The 14,750-nt window shown below is 65.1% G+C and carries 15 protein-coding genes and 3 tRNA genes; 14 read left to right on the forward strand and 4 right to left on the reverse strand.

Annotation, left to right across the window (positions count from 1 at the left end; all coding sequences use genetic code 11):
* Window positions 1-267 precede the first annotated feature (267 nt).
* The 5 genes from clpX (at window position 268) to AC1RJ9_RS09075 (ending at window position 6,440) form a co-directional block, all read left to right on the forward strand.
* Window positions 268-1,530: an ATP-dependent Clp protease ATP-binding subunit ClpX gene (gene clpX, locus AC1RJ9_RS09055; RefSeq protein ID WP_492838619.1), complete on the forward strand. Its 1,263-nt coding sequence runs from the start codon at window positions 268-270 to the stop codon at window positions 1,528-1,530.
* 400 nt (window positions 1,531-1,930) lie between these two features.
* On the forward strand, window positions 1,931-4,330 hold the full coding sequence (gene lon, locus AC1RJ9_RS09060) for an endopeptidase La (protein WP_492838617.1): 2,400 nt from the start codon (window positions 1,931-1,933) through the stop codon (window positions 4,328-4,330).
* 142 nt (window positions 4,331-4,472) lie between these two features.
* On the forward strand, window positions 4,473-4,751 hold the full coding sequence (locus AC1RJ9_RS09065; RefSeq protein ID WP_492838615.1) for an HU family DNA-binding protein: 279 nt from the start codon (window positions 4,473-4,475) through the stop codon (window positions 4,749-4,751).
* A 108-nt stretch (window positions 4,752-4,859) separates the two neighbouring features.
* Window positions 4,860-4,934, forward strand: a tRNA-Val gene (locus tag AC1RJ9_RS09070).
* A 294-nt stretch (window positions 4,935-5,228) separates the two neighbouring features.
* Window positions 5,229-6,440: a glycosyltransferase gene (locus AC1RJ9_RS09075; protein ID WP_492838613.1), complete on the forward strand. Its 1,212-nt coding sequence runs from the start codon at window positions 5,229-5,231 to the stop codon at window positions 6,438-6,440.
* A gap of 12 nt (window positions 6,441-6,452) precedes the next feature.
* On the opposite strand, the gene AC1RJ9_RS09080 is transcribed toward AC1RJ9_RS09075, so the two are convergent.
* The 4 genes from AC1RJ9_RS09080 to AC1RJ9_RS09095 form a co-directional block, all read right to left on the reverse strand.
* Window positions 6,453-7,401, reverse strand: a protein-coding gene (locus AC1RJ9_RS09080; protein ID WP_492838611.1) for an IS630 family transposase whose coding sequence is annotated in 2 segments (ribosomal slippage) — window positions 6,453-7,058 and window positions 7,060-7,401 — 948 coding nt in all. Because the reading frame shifts where the segments join, the coding sequence is not laid out codon by codon here.
* A gap of 88 nt (window positions 7,402-7,489) precedes the next feature.
* A complete protein-coding gene (locus AC1RJ9_RS09085; RefSeq protein ID WP_492838609.1) occupies window positions 7,490-8,482 on the reverse strand; it encodes an LLM class flavin-dependent oxidoreductase in 993 nt (330 codons plus the stop codon).
* 88 nt (window positions 8,483-8,570) lie between these two features.
* Window positions 8,571-8,647: transfer RNA gene (locus tag AC1RJ9_RS09090), tRNA-Asp, on the reverse strand.
* 72 nt (window positions 8,648-8,719) lie between these two features.
* Window positions 8,720-8,796 (reverse strand) — tRNA-Asp (locus AC1RJ9_RS09095).
* Window positions 8,797-9,108: 312 nt separating this feature from the next.
* On the opposite strand from AC1RJ9_RS09095, the gene AC1RJ9_RS09100 reads away from it, so the two are divergent.
* The 9 genes from AC1RJ9_RS09100 to nuoF are packed head-to-tail and all read left to right on the forward strand — an operon-like array spanning window position 9,109 to window position 14,747.
* Window positions 9,109-9,486: an NADH-quinone oxidoreductase subunit A gene (locus AC1RJ9_RS09100; protein ID WP_125158569.1), complete on the forward strand. Its 378-nt coding sequence runs from the start codon at window positions 9,109-9,111 to the stop codon at window positions 9,484-9,486.
* Entirely contained in the window at window positions 9,456-10,058 is a 603-nt protein-coding gene (locus AC1RJ9_RS09105; protein ID WP_492838606.1) for a NuoB/complex I 20 kDa subunit family protein, read from the forward strand. The genes AC1RJ9_RS09100 and AC1RJ9_RS09105 overlap by 31 nt, the downstream gene beginning before the upstream one ends.
* Complete coding sequence (locus AC1RJ9_RS09110; protein WP_492838604.1) at window positions 10,055-10,666, forward strand: NADH-quinone oxidoreductase subunit C; 612 nt, start codon at window positions 10,055-10,057, stop codon at window positions 10,664-10,666. The genes AC1RJ9_RS09105 and AC1RJ9_RS09110 overlap by 4 nt, the downstream gene beginning before the upstream one ends.
* A 3-nt stretch (window positions 10,667-10,669) precedes the next feature.
* The gene (locus AC1RJ9_RS09115; protein ID WP_492838602.1) at window positions 10,670-11,920 is read left to right on the forward strand and encodes an NADH-quinone oxidoreductase subunit D; all 1,251 of its coding nucleotides are present in this window, start codon (window positions 10,670-10,672) and stop codon (window positions 11,918-11,920) included.
* Window positions 11,917-12,249 carry a nuclear transport factor 2 family protein gene (locus AC1RJ9_RS09120; protein WP_492838600.1) on the forward strand — a complete coding sequence of 111 codons (333 nt, stop codon included), beginning with the start codon at window positions 11,917-11,919 and terminating at the stop codon, window positions 12,247-12,249. The genes AC1RJ9_RS09115 and AC1RJ9_RS09120 overlap by 4 nt, the downstream gene beginning before the upstream one ends.
* Window positions 12,246-12,935 (forward strand): NADH-quinone oxidoreductase subunit NuoE, encoded by a 690-nt coding sequence (gene nuoE / locus AC1RJ9_RS09125; protein WP_492838598.1) that lies wholly within the window; start codon window positions 12,246-12,248, stop codon window positions 12,933-12,935. Before AC1RJ9_RS09120 ends, nuoE begins: the two co-directional genes overlap by 4 nt.
* 1 nt (window position 12,936) lies before the next feature.
* Window positions 12,937-13,161 carry a hypothetical protein gene (locus AC1RJ9_RS09130; RefSeq protein ID WP_492838596.1) on the forward strand — a complete coding sequence of 75 codons (225 nt, stop codon included), beginning with the start codon at window positions 12,937-12,939 and terminating at the stop codon, window positions 13,159-13,161.
* On the forward strand, window positions 13,158-13,424 hold the full coding sequence (locus AC1RJ9_RS09135; protein WP_492838594.1) for a hypothetical protein: 267 nt from the start codon (window positions 13,158-13,160) through the stop codon (window positions 13,422-13,424). Before AC1RJ9_RS09130 ends, AC1RJ9_RS09135 begins: the two co-directional genes overlap by 4 nt.
* 3 nt (window positions 13,425-13,427) lie before the next feature.
* Entirely contained in the window at window positions 13,428-14,747 is a 1,320-nt protein-coding gene (gene nuoF, locus AC1RJ9_RS09140; RefSeq protein WP_492838592.1) for an NADH-quinone oxidoreductase subunit NuoF, read from the forward strand.
* The last annotated feature ends 3 nt before the right edge of the window (window positions 14,748-14,750 follow it).

The following is a 14,750-nucleotide window of genomic DNA, read 5'->3' on the forward strand; positions in this document are numbered from 1 at the left end:
GCTGGCGGCGGTAAGACCCAAGACGCTCGCCGCTTGCGCCGGCGCGCCAATCGCCCAAATTAGATGACGAGGCCATGACACGATCCGGCCGGTTTGACGTTTGAGGCTTCAAAGGAGCCGCCAAGGGTTGTGAACCGCGCTCGGATCGGGGAATGTCAAGGATTAGACAACTCCCGGCGTATATCCTGTCAGCTTCGGTGGCGGTGTATGCGCTCGGAGGGGCGTCACGGCGTTAAGCCGTAAGGCGCCATAGTGTGAGAAGCGATCATGACGAAAGCCGCGAGCGGCGACACCAAGAGCACCCTGTACTGTTCTTTCTGCGGAAAGAGCCAACATGAGGTGCGCAAGCTCATCGCGGGACCGACGGTGTTCATTTGTGATGAATGCGTCGAGCTCTGCATGGATATCATTCGCGAAGAGCACAAGATCGCTTTCGTGAAGTCCAAGGACGGCGTCCCTACGCCGCGTGAGATCTGCGAAGTCCTGGACGATTACGTGATCGGGCAAGGTCACGCCAAGAAGGTGCTCGCGGTCGCGGTGCACAATCACTACAAGCGCCTGAACCACGCTTCGAAGAACAACGACGTCGAACTGGCCAAGTCGAACATCCTGCTGGTCGGTCCGACCGGTACGGGTAAGACGCTGCTGGCCCAGACGCTGGCCCGAATCATCGACGTGCCCTTCACCATGGCGGACGCCACGACGCTGACCGAAGCCGGTTACGTCGGTGAGGATGTCGAGAACATCGTGCTCAAGCTGCTGCAAGCCGCCGACTACAACGTCGAGCGCGCCCAGCGCGGCATCGTCTACATCGACGAAATCGACAAGATCAGCCGCAAGTCCGACAACCCGTCGATTACCCGCGACGTGTCGGGCGAAGGCGTGCAGCAGGCTCTGCTGAAGATCATGGAAGGCACCGTCGCCTCCGTGCCGCCGCAGGGCGGGCGCAAGCATCCGCAGCAGGAGTTCCTGCAGGTCGACACGACGAACATCCTGTTCATCTGCGGCGGCGCGTTCGCCGGGCTCGAGAAGATCATCTCGGCGCGCGGCGCGGCCAAGTCGATCGGCTTCGGCGCCAAGGTGACCGATCCGGAAGAGCGCCGCACGGGCGAGATTCTGCGGAACGTCGAGCCCGACGATCTGCAGCGCTTCGGCCTGATCCCGGAGTTCATCGGCCGCCTGCCGGTGGTCGCGACCCTGGAGGACCTCGACGAGCCCGCCCTGGTCAAGATCCTGACCGAGCCGAAGAACGCCTTCGTCAAGCAGTACCAGCGCCTGTTCGAGATGGAGAACATCGGCCTGACCTTCACGGAAGACGCCCTGCATCAGGTCGCCAAGAAGGCCATCGTGCGCAAGACCGGCGCGCGTGGCCTGCGTTCGATCATGGAAGGCATCCTGCTGGAAACCATGTTCGAACTGCCCAGCTACGAGGGCGTTGAAGAAGTGGTGGTCAACGCCGAGGTCGTCGAGGGCCGGGCTCAGCCTCTGCTGATCTACGCCGAGAAGAAGGGCGGGGCGGCTTCGGCCTAACCCCTTCAAGCTTCATCGCGAAATCGAGGCGCGCCTTTTTGAATGGGGGCGCGCCTTTTTCGTGGATCGACGGGCTTCGCAAACCTGTCGGACCACCGATGATGCTTCGGCGCCACGGTCAGCTTGAGCGAGAGAAACTCCAGAAAAGTCCGGGCCTTGGGCGAACTTGCCCCGGTTGGTCGCGTTGGGGGCATGCAGGCGCCAGCTTCGCCGGTCACACGCGACTTGTCGCCGCTGTGAGGCGAGTGTGCTTGAACCCTGTTGTAAAACGTCCACATAAATAACGACCATCCGCCCAGTCCCGGGCGGACGGGTCGTTCGACTCAGGCGCATCGTCTGGTGTTACGGCGGCCCGCATGGCCAGGCGTTCGAAAGCGCCGAGGCCGGGAGTATTGAGCACATGTCCGAATTACGTACGCTTCCTGTCTTGCCGCTGCGGGACATCGTTGTGTTCCCGCACATGGTGGTGCCCCTCTTCGTGGGCCGCGACAAATCCGTGCGCGCCCTCGAGGAAGTGATGCGCGGCGACAAGCAGATCCTGCTCGTCACCCAGAAGAACTCGGCGGATGATGATCCGGCGCCGGGCGACATCTTCGACGTCGGCGTCCTGGCCACCGTCCTGCAACTGCTGAAGTTGCCCGACGGCACCGTCAAGGTGCTGGTCGAAGGCAAGGGCCGCGCGGCCGTCGTGAAGTTCACCGACCAGGAGTCCTTCTACGAAGCCCAGATTGGCGAGGTCAGCGAGGACGAAGGCGCCGGCCCCGAGGCCGAGGCCCTGTCGCGCGCGGTCGTCGAGCAATTCGAAAACTACGTCAAACTGAACAAGAAGGTGCCGCCCGAGGCCCTGGCGTCGATCCCGCAGATCGCCGAGCCGGGCAAGCTTGCCGACAGCATCGCCGCCCACCTGTCGGTGAAGATCGGCGACAAGCAGCACCTGCTGGAAATCTTCGACGTCGTGAAGCGCCTGGAAAAGGTCTTCGCCCTCATGGAGGGCGAGATCTCGGTGCTGCAGGTCGAGAAGAAGATCCGCTCGCGCGTCAAGCGCCAGATGGAGAAGACCCAGCGCGAGTACTATCTGAACGAACAGATGAAGGCGATCCAGCGCGAACTGGGCGATCCTGACGACTCGCGCGACGAGTTGATCGATCTCGAAAAGCGCATCAAGAAGACCAAGCTGTCGAAGGAAGCCCGCACCAAGGCCGAGAGCGAGCTGAAGAAGCTGCGCAACATGAGCCCGATGTCGGCCGAGAGCACCGTCGTCCGCAACTATCTGGACTGGCTGCTGTCGATCCCGTGGGGCAAGGCCAAGACCAAGAAGATCGACCTGCTGGAGGCCGAGGAAATCCTCGACGCCGACCACTACGGCCTGGACAAGGTCAAGGAGCGGATCCTCGAGTACCTGGCCGTCCAGGCCCGGACCAACTCGCTGAAGGGCCCGATCCTGTGCCTCGTCGGTCCTCCCGGCGTCGGCAAGACCTCGCTGGGCAAGTCGCTGGCCAAGGCCACCGGTCGTGAGTTCGTGCGCATGAGCCTCGGCGGCGTGCGTGACGAGGCCGAGATCCGCGGGCACCGCCGCACCTACATCGGCTCGATGCCCGGCAAGGTCGTCCAGTCGATGAAGAAGGCCAAGACCACCAACGCCTTCGTCCTGCTGGACGAGATCGACAAGATGGGCAGCGACTATCGCGGCGATCCGGCCTCGGCCCTGTTGGAGGTGCTGGATCCGGCGCAAAACTCGACGTTCGGCGATCACTATCTGGAGGTCGACTATGACCTGTCGCAGGTGATGTTCGTCACGACGGCCAACAGCCTGAACATGCCCCAGCCGCTGCTGGACCGCATGGAGATCATCCGCATCCCCGGCTACACCGAGGATGAGAAGCTGGAGATCGCCAAGCGGCACGTCCTGCCGAAGCTGGCCAAGGACCACGGGCTGAAGCCGGCCGAGTTCATCGTTCCGGACAAGGCGATCCGCGACCTGATCCGCTACTACACCCGGGAAGCCGGCGTGCGGTCGCTGGAGCGGGAACTGGGCGCCTTGGCGCGCAAGACGGTGCGTGACCTGGCCCGCGAAAAGCTGACCACGATCACCATCGACGACGAGCGCCTGGCCAAGTACGCGGGCGTCAAGAAGTACCGCTACGGCGAGACCGACGAAGTCGACCAGGTCGGCATCGTCACCGGTCTGGCCTGGACGGAGTTCGGTGGCGACATCCTGACCATCGAGGCCGTGAAGATGCCGGGCAAGGGTCGCATGCAGATCACCGGCAACCTCAAGGACGTGATGAAGGAGTCGATCGCGGCGGCCAACAGCTACGTCCGCTCGCGGGCCGTGCAGTTCGGCATCAAGCCGCCGATCTTCGAGAAGACCGACGTGCACATCCACGTGCCGGATGGCGCCACGCCCAAGGACGGTCCGTCCGCCGGCGCCGCCATGGGTCTGGCCATTGTCTCGGTGCTGACCGGCATCCCGATCCGCAAGGATATCGCCATGACCGGCGAGATCACCCTGCGCGGCCGGGTCACCGCCATCGGCGGCCTGAAGGAGAAGCTTCTGGCGGCTCTGCGCTCTGGCGTGAAGACCGTGCTGATCCCGCAGGAGAACGAGAAGGACCTCGTGGATGTGCCCCAGAGCGTCAAGGACGGCCTGGAAATCATTCCGGTCTCGACCATGGACGAGGTGCTCAAGCACGGCCTTACGGGCCCGCTGACACCGATCGAATGGAGTGAGGCGGACGAGCCGATTGCTGCGACTGCGAAGAAGGATGACGGCGACAGCGACGCCGTACTCACCCACTAAACGCAACTAATCGTTGATAACTTAGGCGGCGCGGGAGATTCCCGCGCCGCTCTCGTTTGACGAGGCTTTCTCAACCGCCATAATCCTCGCCGAGCCAAGCGCCGTAAGCAATAAACGGCGCCGCTCAGGCTGGGAGAAAAACATGACCACAAAAGCCGAACTCGTTACGGCGATCGCCGAGAAGGCGGGCATCAACAAGAACCAGGCCAAGGACGCCCTGGAAGCCTTCATCGACGCCGTCACCGACTCTCTGAAGTCGGGTTCCGACGTTCGCCTGGTCGGCTTCGGCACCTTCAAGGCCGTGACCCGCGCCGCCGGCACCGCCCGCAACCCGCGCACCGGCGAGACGGTGAACCGTCCCGCGTCGAAGACCGCGCGCTTCCAGGTCGGCGAAGGTTTGAAGTCCTCGCTGAACAGTTAAATCCGGTTTCTCCGCTTAAGAGAGGGCGGGGCGTCGGAGGCAGGCGCTCCGCCTCCTCGTTTTGCGCTATGCGTAGGCCTCGGCTCCGGCTAAAAGCGCCGGCCCGGAGGGCAGTTAGCTCAGCGGTAGAGCGTCTCGTTTACACCGAGAGGGTCGGGGGTTCGATCCCCTCACTGCCCACCACTCCGTCTCCTTTGGTCATCCGCATCGTCTCCCCGCGGCCGGGCCGCGGAAGCCTCCCCATGGCTACGCCCTTCCTTATGCGCGTGCGCCTAGAGGCCCGGCCGCCGTCGAGCGCCTCGCAAACGCCGAGTTGCGCGGCGTGAATGCTCAGGTAGAAGTACTGTCGCGAGAGGCTCTTGGGCGAAGCGGTGTGCCTCTGAAATCGTCCGGGAACGGCGAGGAACCGCGAGTGTCGCAAAAGCTTTATCGTTCCGGGGCCGAATGGGGGGCCTAGAGTTGCGATGAGGAATCGGTGTGACGGATACGAGATCGACCCGGCCGGTCGGCCTGCGTGGCTTTCCTTCCGATATCGCTCCGTCGACTGACGGCGCCGTACGCCTCGTCGACACCACCATGCTCTATGCCCCGCGCAGTGGGGGCGTTCGTCGCTATCTGGCCTCGAAGCGCGCCTGGCTGGCCGCCAATCGTCCGGATGTCCGCCATACGCTGGTTGTGCCGGGCGCGCGTGATTCCTACGACGGGCGAGGCCGGGTCTCGATCTACGCCGCGCCGCTGCCGTTCGGAGCCGGCTATCGCTGGCCCGTGGTCAAGGCGGCCTGGATGGACCGCCTGATCCGCCAGCGGCCGGACATCATCGAGGCGGGCGACCCGTACACCCCGGGTCTGGCGGCGCTGAGGGCCGGTGACGCCCTGGGCGTGCCGGTCGTGGGCTTCTGCCACACCGATCTGGGCGCCCTGGCGGCGCTGCACATCGGCGAGTGGGCCGAAAAGCCGGTTCAGAAACGCTGGGCGGCGATCTATCGCCAGTTCGACCAGGCCGTGGCGCCGAGCCGCTTCATCGCCGGGCGGCTGATCGAGGCCGGGGTGCACAACGCCATCGGTCTGCCGCTGGGCGTGGACACCGAGCTCTTCCATCCGGCCCGGGCCGATCGCGACGCCCTGCGCCGCCGCCTGGGCGTCGCGCCCGACGAGCGCCTGCTGGTCTTCGCCGGTCGTCCGGCCCGCGAGAAGAGGCTGGACGTCCTGGTCGGCGCGGTCGAGCGGCTGGGCGCGCCCTACAAGCTGCTGTTCGTCGGGGCCGGCGGCGGAGCGCCGATCAGCGATCGCGCCATCTGCCTGGACTATGTCCGTGACCCGGCCGAACTGGCCGGCGTGCTGGCCAGCTGCGACGCCTTTGTCCACGCCAACGACAACGAGCCGTTCGGCCTGATCGTCCTGGAGGCCATGGCCTGCGGTCTGCCTGTGGTCGGCGTCGCCGCCGGAGGGGTGGCCGAGTCGGTGGACCACGAGGTCGGTCAACTGGCGATCCGGTCCGAGCCCGCCGCCTTCGCCGAGGCGATCGAGGCTTTGTTCGCCCGCGATCTGGCCGTCGTCGCCGCCGCCGCTCGCCGCCGGGCCGTCGAACGACACGGCTGGGACGCGGTGTTCCGTCAGCTGTGCGCCATCTATGGCGGCTTGACCGGCCGGAGCGCTTTCGGTGGCCTGCCCCCTCTAAGAGACCACTAGAGCGGGTTGGGATTAGACGACTCCATAACCGGAGTTGCGGAAGTAGTTTCCGCACTCGTCGGGCGGATAGGTTTTGAGCGTCCGGTCGATGGCGCTGAGGACGGCGTCGCAGGAGCGGGCCTGGGCCTTGCGCAGCAGGTGCTTGAGCTTGGCGAAGACCTGCTCGATGGGGTTCAGGTCGGGCGAGTATTTCGGCAGGAAGAGCATCTTAGCCCCGGCCTGACGGATGGCTCGGCGGACGGCCTTGCCGCGATGGCTGCCGAGGTTGTCCAGAACCACCACGTCGCCCGGGCTGAGCGTGGGGACCAGAACCTGCTCGACATAGGCCAGGAAGGCTTGGCCGTTGATCGGCCCGTCGAAGAGACAGGGTGCATCAATGCGGTCATGCCTAAGCGCGGCGATGAAGGTCATGGTCTTCCAGCGGCCGAACGGGGCCTTGACCTTCACGCGATCACCGCGCGGTCCCCATCCGCGCAGCGGCGCCATGTTGGTTTTGGTCCAGGTCTCGTCGATGAACACCAGACGCCGCGGATCGATGCGCCCCTGATACCTGCGCCACTGCTCACGTCGCCGGGCGACGTCGGGACGATCCTGCTCCTTGGCGAACAGGCTTTTTTTTGAAGCTCAGCCCCTCGGCGTGGACGAAGTCCCAGACCGAGTGACGATCAACTTTCAGCCCGCGAGCCGTCTGCAATTCCTCGACGAGCTGGCTCAGGGTGAAGTCTTTCTCCCGGCATCGGGCGATCAGCCACTCGGCGTGCTCACCGCGAAGCGTCTTGGGCTTGTAGCCGCCGATCTTCGACGGCGCGACGCTGCCCGTCGATCGATGGCGTCTCACCCAGTGAATCGCCGTGCTCACCGCCACCCCAAAACGCGCCGCCGCCTGGTTGCGCGACAAGCCCTCTTCCTCAACCGCCGCGACCACACGCTCACGAAGATCCAACGAGTATGGTTTGGTCATCCCTGCCGGCCTCCCGTCCCAGCAGGAAGCTTGAATCAGACCTCAACCGATTTGAGAATCCGTCGATTCACAGAAATCCCAATCCGCTCTAGGCTTTCAAGCCGGCCAGGATCTCGTAGCTGCGCTTGCGGGCGCCGTGGTCGTAGATCTGCGAGGCGAACATCAGCTCGTCGGCTTCGGTCAGCTTCAGCACCTGCTCGACCTTGCGCTTCACGGTCTCGGGCGAGCCGATCGCCGAATACTGGAAGGTGTGATCCAGGCCCGCCAGCTCGGCGGGGGAAGCATGCTCGCGGATGTCGTCGACTGGCGGCGGCAGCAGGCCCGGCCGGCCGCGCCGCAGGGCCAGGAACTGCTGCTGGGTCGAGGTCGCGAGGCGAGTCGCTTCGACGTCGGTATCGGCCGCGCAGACGCCGATGCAGACCATGGCGTAGGGCTTGTCCAGAACCTCCGACGGCTTGAAGTGCCGGCGATACAGGAGGAGGGCGTCCAGCAGAGAGTCGGGCGCGAAATGGGCGGCGAAGGCGAACGGCAGGCCAAGGGCCGCGGCCAGCTGAGCGCTCCAAGTCGAGGAGCCCAGCAGCCAGATCGGCACGTCCTGACCTTCGCCCGGCACGGCTCGAACGCTCTGCTCGGGATCGGCAGGCTTGAACCAGTGCTGTAGCTCGACGACGTCCTGGGCGAACGAATCGACCGCCCCCGCATAGCGGCGAAGGGCGCGCATCGTGGGCTGGTCGGTGCCGGGCGCGCGGCCCAGGCCCAGATCGATTCGGCCGGGATAGAGGGCGGCCAGGGTGCCGAACTGCTCGGCGACCATCAGCGGGGCGTGGTTGGGCAGCATGACGCCGCCCGAACCGACCCGAATCGTCGTCGTGCCGCCGGCCACGTAGCCGATCACGACCGCCGTCGCGGCCGAGGCGATTCCGGGCATGTTGTGATGCTCGGCCAGCCAGTAGCGGTGGAAGCCGAGGGATTCGGCGTGTCGGGCCAGATCCAGGCTGTTGTTGAGGGCTTGGCCGACGGGCGCGCCTTGCGGAACGGGCGCGAGGTCGAGGACGGAGAACGGCGGGTAAGCGGGGGTCATGTCCGCTACATGGCGTGCGGCGCCGGCAACTCAAGGCGTTTGCCGGAGCGGTTCTCGATTTAAGGAAGGAAACCACCGGACGGAACGGTGGCGCGAATGACGGGACTCGAACCCGCGACCTCCGGCGTGACAGGCCGGCGCTCTAACCAACTGAGCTACATCCGCGTCGTGCGCCTGGGCGCGACGGTCGTCCGTAAAACCGAGAGGAGGGTGCTTTCCGACCCCATTTTAAAGGGGTGGCGCGAATGACGGGACTCGAACCCGCGACCTCCGGCGTGACAGGCCGGCGCTCTAACCAACTGAGCTACATCCGCATATCCCTTCGCCGAAGCGAAAGTGCGACCCGCCCTGCGGCGAGGGGCGTCTGATATGTCGGGCGAAGACTCGTGTCAACGGCCATATCGAAGAAGCGGCAAATAGCCCGGCGGGGCTGGGCGATTTCATGTGGATGGAGCAGAGCGAGGCGGTCGCGTCGGTCCTTTGAGACACAGACGAAAGCGTTCGCGTGCAATCGATCGCCGTTAGCGGAAACAACTCTAGTTGCGATCGTTTCTCAATGTGGTTCCGGCGTTTGAAGCGTTGGCGACAGTGGGCTACAACCCGCTCGATTCAAGCCAAGGGCTGTCATGACCGCCTTCCTTCTCCAGTATCTGCCGATCGTGATCTTCCTAGGGATCGCGGCGGCCATCGGCATCGTCTTCATCCTCGCGGCAGCCGTGCTTGCGCCGAAGGCGCCGGACCCGGAAAAACTGTCCGCGTACGAATGCGGCTTCAACGCCTTCGACGATGCGCGCATGAAATTCGACGTCCGGTTCTATCTGGTGTCGATCCTCTTCATCATCTTCGACCTGGAAGTGGCGTTCCTGTTCCCCTGGGCGGTCACGCTGATGAAGCTGCCGCACGACGTGGCCCAGTTCGCCTTCTGGTCGATGATGACCTTCCTGGGCGTGCTGACCGTCGGCTTTATCTATGAATGGAAGAAGGGCGCCCTCGAATGGGAGTGATCGTTCCCGCCAATTCATCGTCGGTTCCGGCGCTTTCGGGCGGCCGTTCGACGGTCGAGGGCTATGACCCCAAACTGCACGACCCGTTCTTTGATGGCGTCTCGCAGCAGCTGGCGGACAAGGGCTTCATCACGGCCGCCGCCGATGACCTGATCACCTGGGCCCGCACCGGCTCGCTGATGTGGATGACGTTCGGCCTGGCGTGCTGCGCCGTCGAGATGATGCACTCGGCCATGCCGCGTTATGACCTGGAGCGCTTCGGCTTCGCGCCGCGCGCCAGCCCGCGCCAGTCGGACGTGATGATCGTCGCGGGCACCCTGACCAACAAGATGGCTCCGGCCCTGCGCAAGGTCTATGACCAGATGCCGGAGCCGCGCTACGTCATCTCGATGGGCAGCTGCGCCAATGGCGGCGGCTACTATTACTACAGCTACAGCGTCGTGCGTGGCTGCGACCGCGTCGTGCCGGTCGACATCTATGTGCCGGGCTGCCCGCCGACGGCCGAAGCCCTGGTCTACGGCGTGCTGCAGCTCCAGAAGAAGATCCGTCGCACGGGGACGATCGAGCGATGAGCCAAGACCTCGATACCCTGGGCCAGGACATCGTCGCCCGCGCGCCCGGCGTGCTGGGCCACTCGGTGGCGTTCGGTGAACTGACGATCGTGGCCAAGGCCGCGACCGTGGTCGAGACGCTGACCTTCCTGCGCGACGACGCGACCTGCCGCTTCCACCAACTGGTCGACCTGACGGGCGTGGACTATCCGGAGCGCGCCGCGCGCTTCGACGTCGTCTATCACCTGCTGTCGATGGTGAAGAACACCCGCATCCGCCTGAAGGTGATGACGGACGAGGACACCCCGGTGCCCAGCGCCACGCCGGTGTTCCCGGTCGCCGACTGGTTCGAGCGCGAGGCGTTCGACATGTTCGGCATCTTCTTCGAAGGCCATCCGGATCTGCGCCGGATCCTGACCGACTATGGCTTCCACGGCCACCCGTTGCGGAAGGACTTCCCGATGACGGGTTATGTGGAAGTGCGCTACGACGACGAGCTCAAGCGCGTCGTCTATGAACCCGTCAAGATCACCGAGTTCCGCGCGTTCGATTTCCTGTCTCCGTGGGAGGGCGCCAAGTACGCCCTGCCGGGCGATGAGAAGGCCGAGAAGCGGGCAGGGGACGCTTAAATCATGACTGGCGCCAATTCGCCCGCCGCGGCGACCGACTTCTTCCGCGATCAACCGACGACTCCGGCCATCCCGGAGACGCCCGTTCGCAAGTTCAACATCAACTTCGGCCCGCAGCACCCGGCCGCGCACGGCGTGTTGCGCCTGGTGCTGGAGCTGGACGGCGAAATCGTCGAACGCGTCGATCCGCACATCGGCCTGCTGCATCGCGGCACCGAGAAGCTGATGGAAGCGCGCACCTACCTGCAGAACATCCCGTACTTCGACCGCCTCGACTACGTGGCGCCGATGAACCAGGAGCACGCGTTCTGCCTGGCCATCGAGAAGCTGCTGGGCGTGGAAGTGCCCAGGCGCGGCCAGATCGTGCGCGTGCTGTTCTGCGAGATCGGCCGCATCCTCAATCACCTGCTGAACGTGACGACCCAGGCCATGGACGTCGGCGCCCTGACGCCGCCGCTCTGGGGCTTCGAGGAGCGCGAGAAGCTGATGGTGTTCTACGAGCGCGCCTGCGGCGCTCGCCTGCACGCCAACTATTTCCGTCCGGGCGGCGTCCACCAGGACCTGACCCCCAGCCTGATCGACGACATCGAGACCTGGGCGAAGGCTTTCCCCAAGATCTGCGACGACATCGAAGGCCTGATCACCGACAACCGCATCTTCAAGCAACGCAACGTCGACATCGGCGTCGTGACCAAGGAAGACGCCTGGGCCTGGGGCTTCTCGGGCGTGATGGTCCGGGGCTCGGGTATCGCCTGGGACCTGCGCCGCAACCAACCCTACGAGAACTACAACGAGTTCGAGTTCGACATCCCGCTGGGCAAGAATGGCGACTGCTACGATCGCTATCTCTGCCGCATGCAGGAGATGCGCGAGTCCACGAAGATCATCCTGCAGGCCGTCGCCATGCTGCGCGGCACGCCGGGTCCGGTGCTGACCGAAGACAACAAGGTCAGCCCGCCGCGTCGCGCCGAGATGAAGCGCTCGATGGAAGCCCTGATCCACCACTTCAAGCTCTACACCGAGGGCTTCAAGACGCCGGAAGGCGAGGTCTACGCGGCCGTCGAAGCCCCCAAGGGCGAGTTCGGCGTCTACGTGGTCAGCAACGGCGCCAACAAGCCGTATCGCGTGAAGATCAAGGCGCCGGGCTTCTCGCACCTGGCGGCGATGGATTGGATGAACCGCGGCCACCAGCTGGCCGACGTTTCGGCCATTCTGGGCTCGCTCGACATCGTGTTCGGCGAGGTCGACCGGTGAGCCTGGAAGCGATAGCCCAAGCTCAGCTGGACGCCTACAACGCCCAGGACCTGGACGCGCACTGCGCCCACTTCGCCGACGACGTCGTCGTGGCGGGCCTGAACGGCGACGTGGCGCGCACGGGGCTCGGCGCCTATCGCGCCTTCTACGCCAAGACCTTCGCCGAGTTCCCCAAGAACCAGGCCAAGCTGCTGAACCGCATCGTGGTCGGTGCGAACGTGATCGACCACGAGCATGTCGACCGCGGCAACGGCGATGCGCCGTTCCAGGTCGCCGCCATCTACACCTTCAAGGGCGACAAGATCGTCCGCGTGGATTTCGCCCGATGAGTGTTCGTCGTCTCGCCAAGGAACAGCCGGCCAGCTTCGCCTTCTCCAAGGACAGCCAGGCCAAGGCCGACTGGTGGAAAGCCAAGTATCCCGCCGCCCGCAAGCAGTCGGCGGTGATCCCGATGCTGTGGCTGGCCCAGAAGCAGGAGGGCTGGATCTCGGAACCGGCGATCCAGGAGATCGCCAAGCAACTCGAGATGCCGGTCATCCGCGTGCTGGAAGTGGCCACTTTCTACGTGATGTTCCAGCTGCAGCCGGTCGGCAAGGTCGCCTTCGTGCAGCTGTGCGGCACCACGCCGTGCCAGCTGCGCGGCGCGCTGGACCTGAAGGCCGTGCTGAAGGCCAAGATCGGCGACGCCAACCACGTCTCGGCCGACGGCAAGTTCAGCTGGGAAGAGGTCGAGTGCCTGGGCGCGTGCTGCAACGCGCCGATGGCCGCGATCAACGACTACTATTACGAGGACCTGACGCCGGAGAGCCTGGCTCAGATCCTCGACGACTTCGCGGCCGGCAAGAACCCGAAGCCGGGCAGCTACGACGGTCGGGGCGCCTCGGAACCGAAGGGCGCGATCCACACCCTGACGGACCCGAAGCTGTACGACGGCAGCTACGCCAAGAAGATCAAGATCCCGAACCTGCCGGAGAAGCCCAAGGCCACGAAGGCCAAGCCTGAGGCGACCGCCTAACATGACCGCCGCCGCCGCCCTGCAAAAGAAGCGCCTGACCGCGATGCTCGTCATCAACGCGGTGTGCTTCGTGCTGGCTGGCGTCGCGATCTATGGCGCGGTGTCGCTGCGGATCGACTGGCTCCGGCTGGTCTTTCTGGGCGCCATCATCGCGGGTCTGGGCTCGCACGTCTGGTTCATCCTGGGCTGGATGCGCGGATCCAAGGGAGAGGGGGCTTCGTCATGATCGACGACAGCGAGCTCAACCTCCGCCGCGCGGCCTATGCCGACACCATCCGGGGCCTCCATCGCCGTGAGCGCGGCGTGGGCTTCGTGGCGTGCCTGCTGGGCGCGATCCTGTTGATCTGGGGTCGTAGCGTGCAGGGGGCGCCATTCTGGGCGGTCATCGCCGGTCTCGTCACGATTGGCGCGGGCTGGCTGCTTTTCGCCTATGTCATCATTCGTCGGACGCGCTATGTGCGCGCCCATCCATTCGATCCGCAAAGCTGAGTCATGGTCGGTATCCTCGAAGACAAGGACCGCATCTTCACGAACCTCTACGGTCTCCACGATTGGGGCCTCGAGGGCGCGAAGAAGCGCGGCTGCTGGAATGGCACCAAGGACATCCTGGACGCCGGGCGCGACTGGATCATCGACAACATGAAGAACTCCGGCCTGCGCGGTCGGGGCGGGGCGGGCTTCGGCACCGGCCTGAAGTGGTCGTTCATGCCCAAGGAAGTGAAGGACGGTCGTCCGCACTACCTGGTCGTCAACGCCGACGAATCCGAGCCGGGCACCTGCAAGGACCGGGAGATCATGCGGCATGATCCGCACCTCCTGATCGAAGGCTGCCTGATCGCCTCGCGCGCCATGCTGGCCCACGCCTGCTACATCTATATTCGCGGTGAGTACGTCCGTGAGCGCGAAGTGCTGGAAGAAGCCATCAAGCAGGCCTACGAGGCCAAGCTGATCGGCAAGAACAACGTCCACGGCTGGGACTTCGAGCTCTACGTCCACCACGGCGCGGGCGCCTATATCTGCGGCGAAGAGACAGCCCTGCTGGAAAGCCTGGAAGGCAAGAAGGGCCAGCCGCGCCTGAAGCCGCCGTTCCCGGCCGGCGCGGGCCTCTACGGCATGCCGACCACGGTCAACAACGTCGAGAGCATCGCCGTCGCCGGTACGATCCTGCGTCGCGGCGCCGCCTGGTTCGCCGGCTTTGGCCGTCCGAACAACGCCGGCACCAAGCTGTTCTGCGTCTCGGGCCACGTGAACCTGCCCTGCAACGTCGAAGAAGCCATGAGCATCCCCTTCCGTCAGCTGATGGAAGACCACTGCGGCGGCATCCGCGGCGGCTGGGGCAACCTCAAGGCCGTCATCCCGGGTGGTTCTTCCGTGCCGATGATCCCGGCCGAGCAGTGCGAAGACCTGCCGATGGACTTCGACGCCCTGCGCAACCTGCGCTCGGGTCTCGGCACGGCGGCCGTCATCGTCATGGACAAGGACACCGACCTGGTCCGCGCCATCGCCCGCCTGTCGTACTTCTACAAGCACGAGAGCTGCGGCCAGTGCACGCCATGCCGCGAAGGCACCGGCTGGATGTGGCGCGTCATGGAGCGCATGGCGACCGGCGAGGCCGATCCGAAAGAGATCGACACCCTGCTGGACGTCACGACCCAGGTCGAGGGTCACACCATCTGCGCCCTGGGCGACGCGGCCGCCTGGCCGATCCAGGGCCTGTTCCGTCACTTCCGCCACGAGGTGGAGGAGCGGATCGCTTCCTATCGTAGCGGTCGCCTGCACGTGCAGGGCGCCAAGCTGATCGCGGCGGAGTAACGA

It is taken from the genome of Caulobacter sp. GW822-FHT07D08, assembly GCF_058798735.1.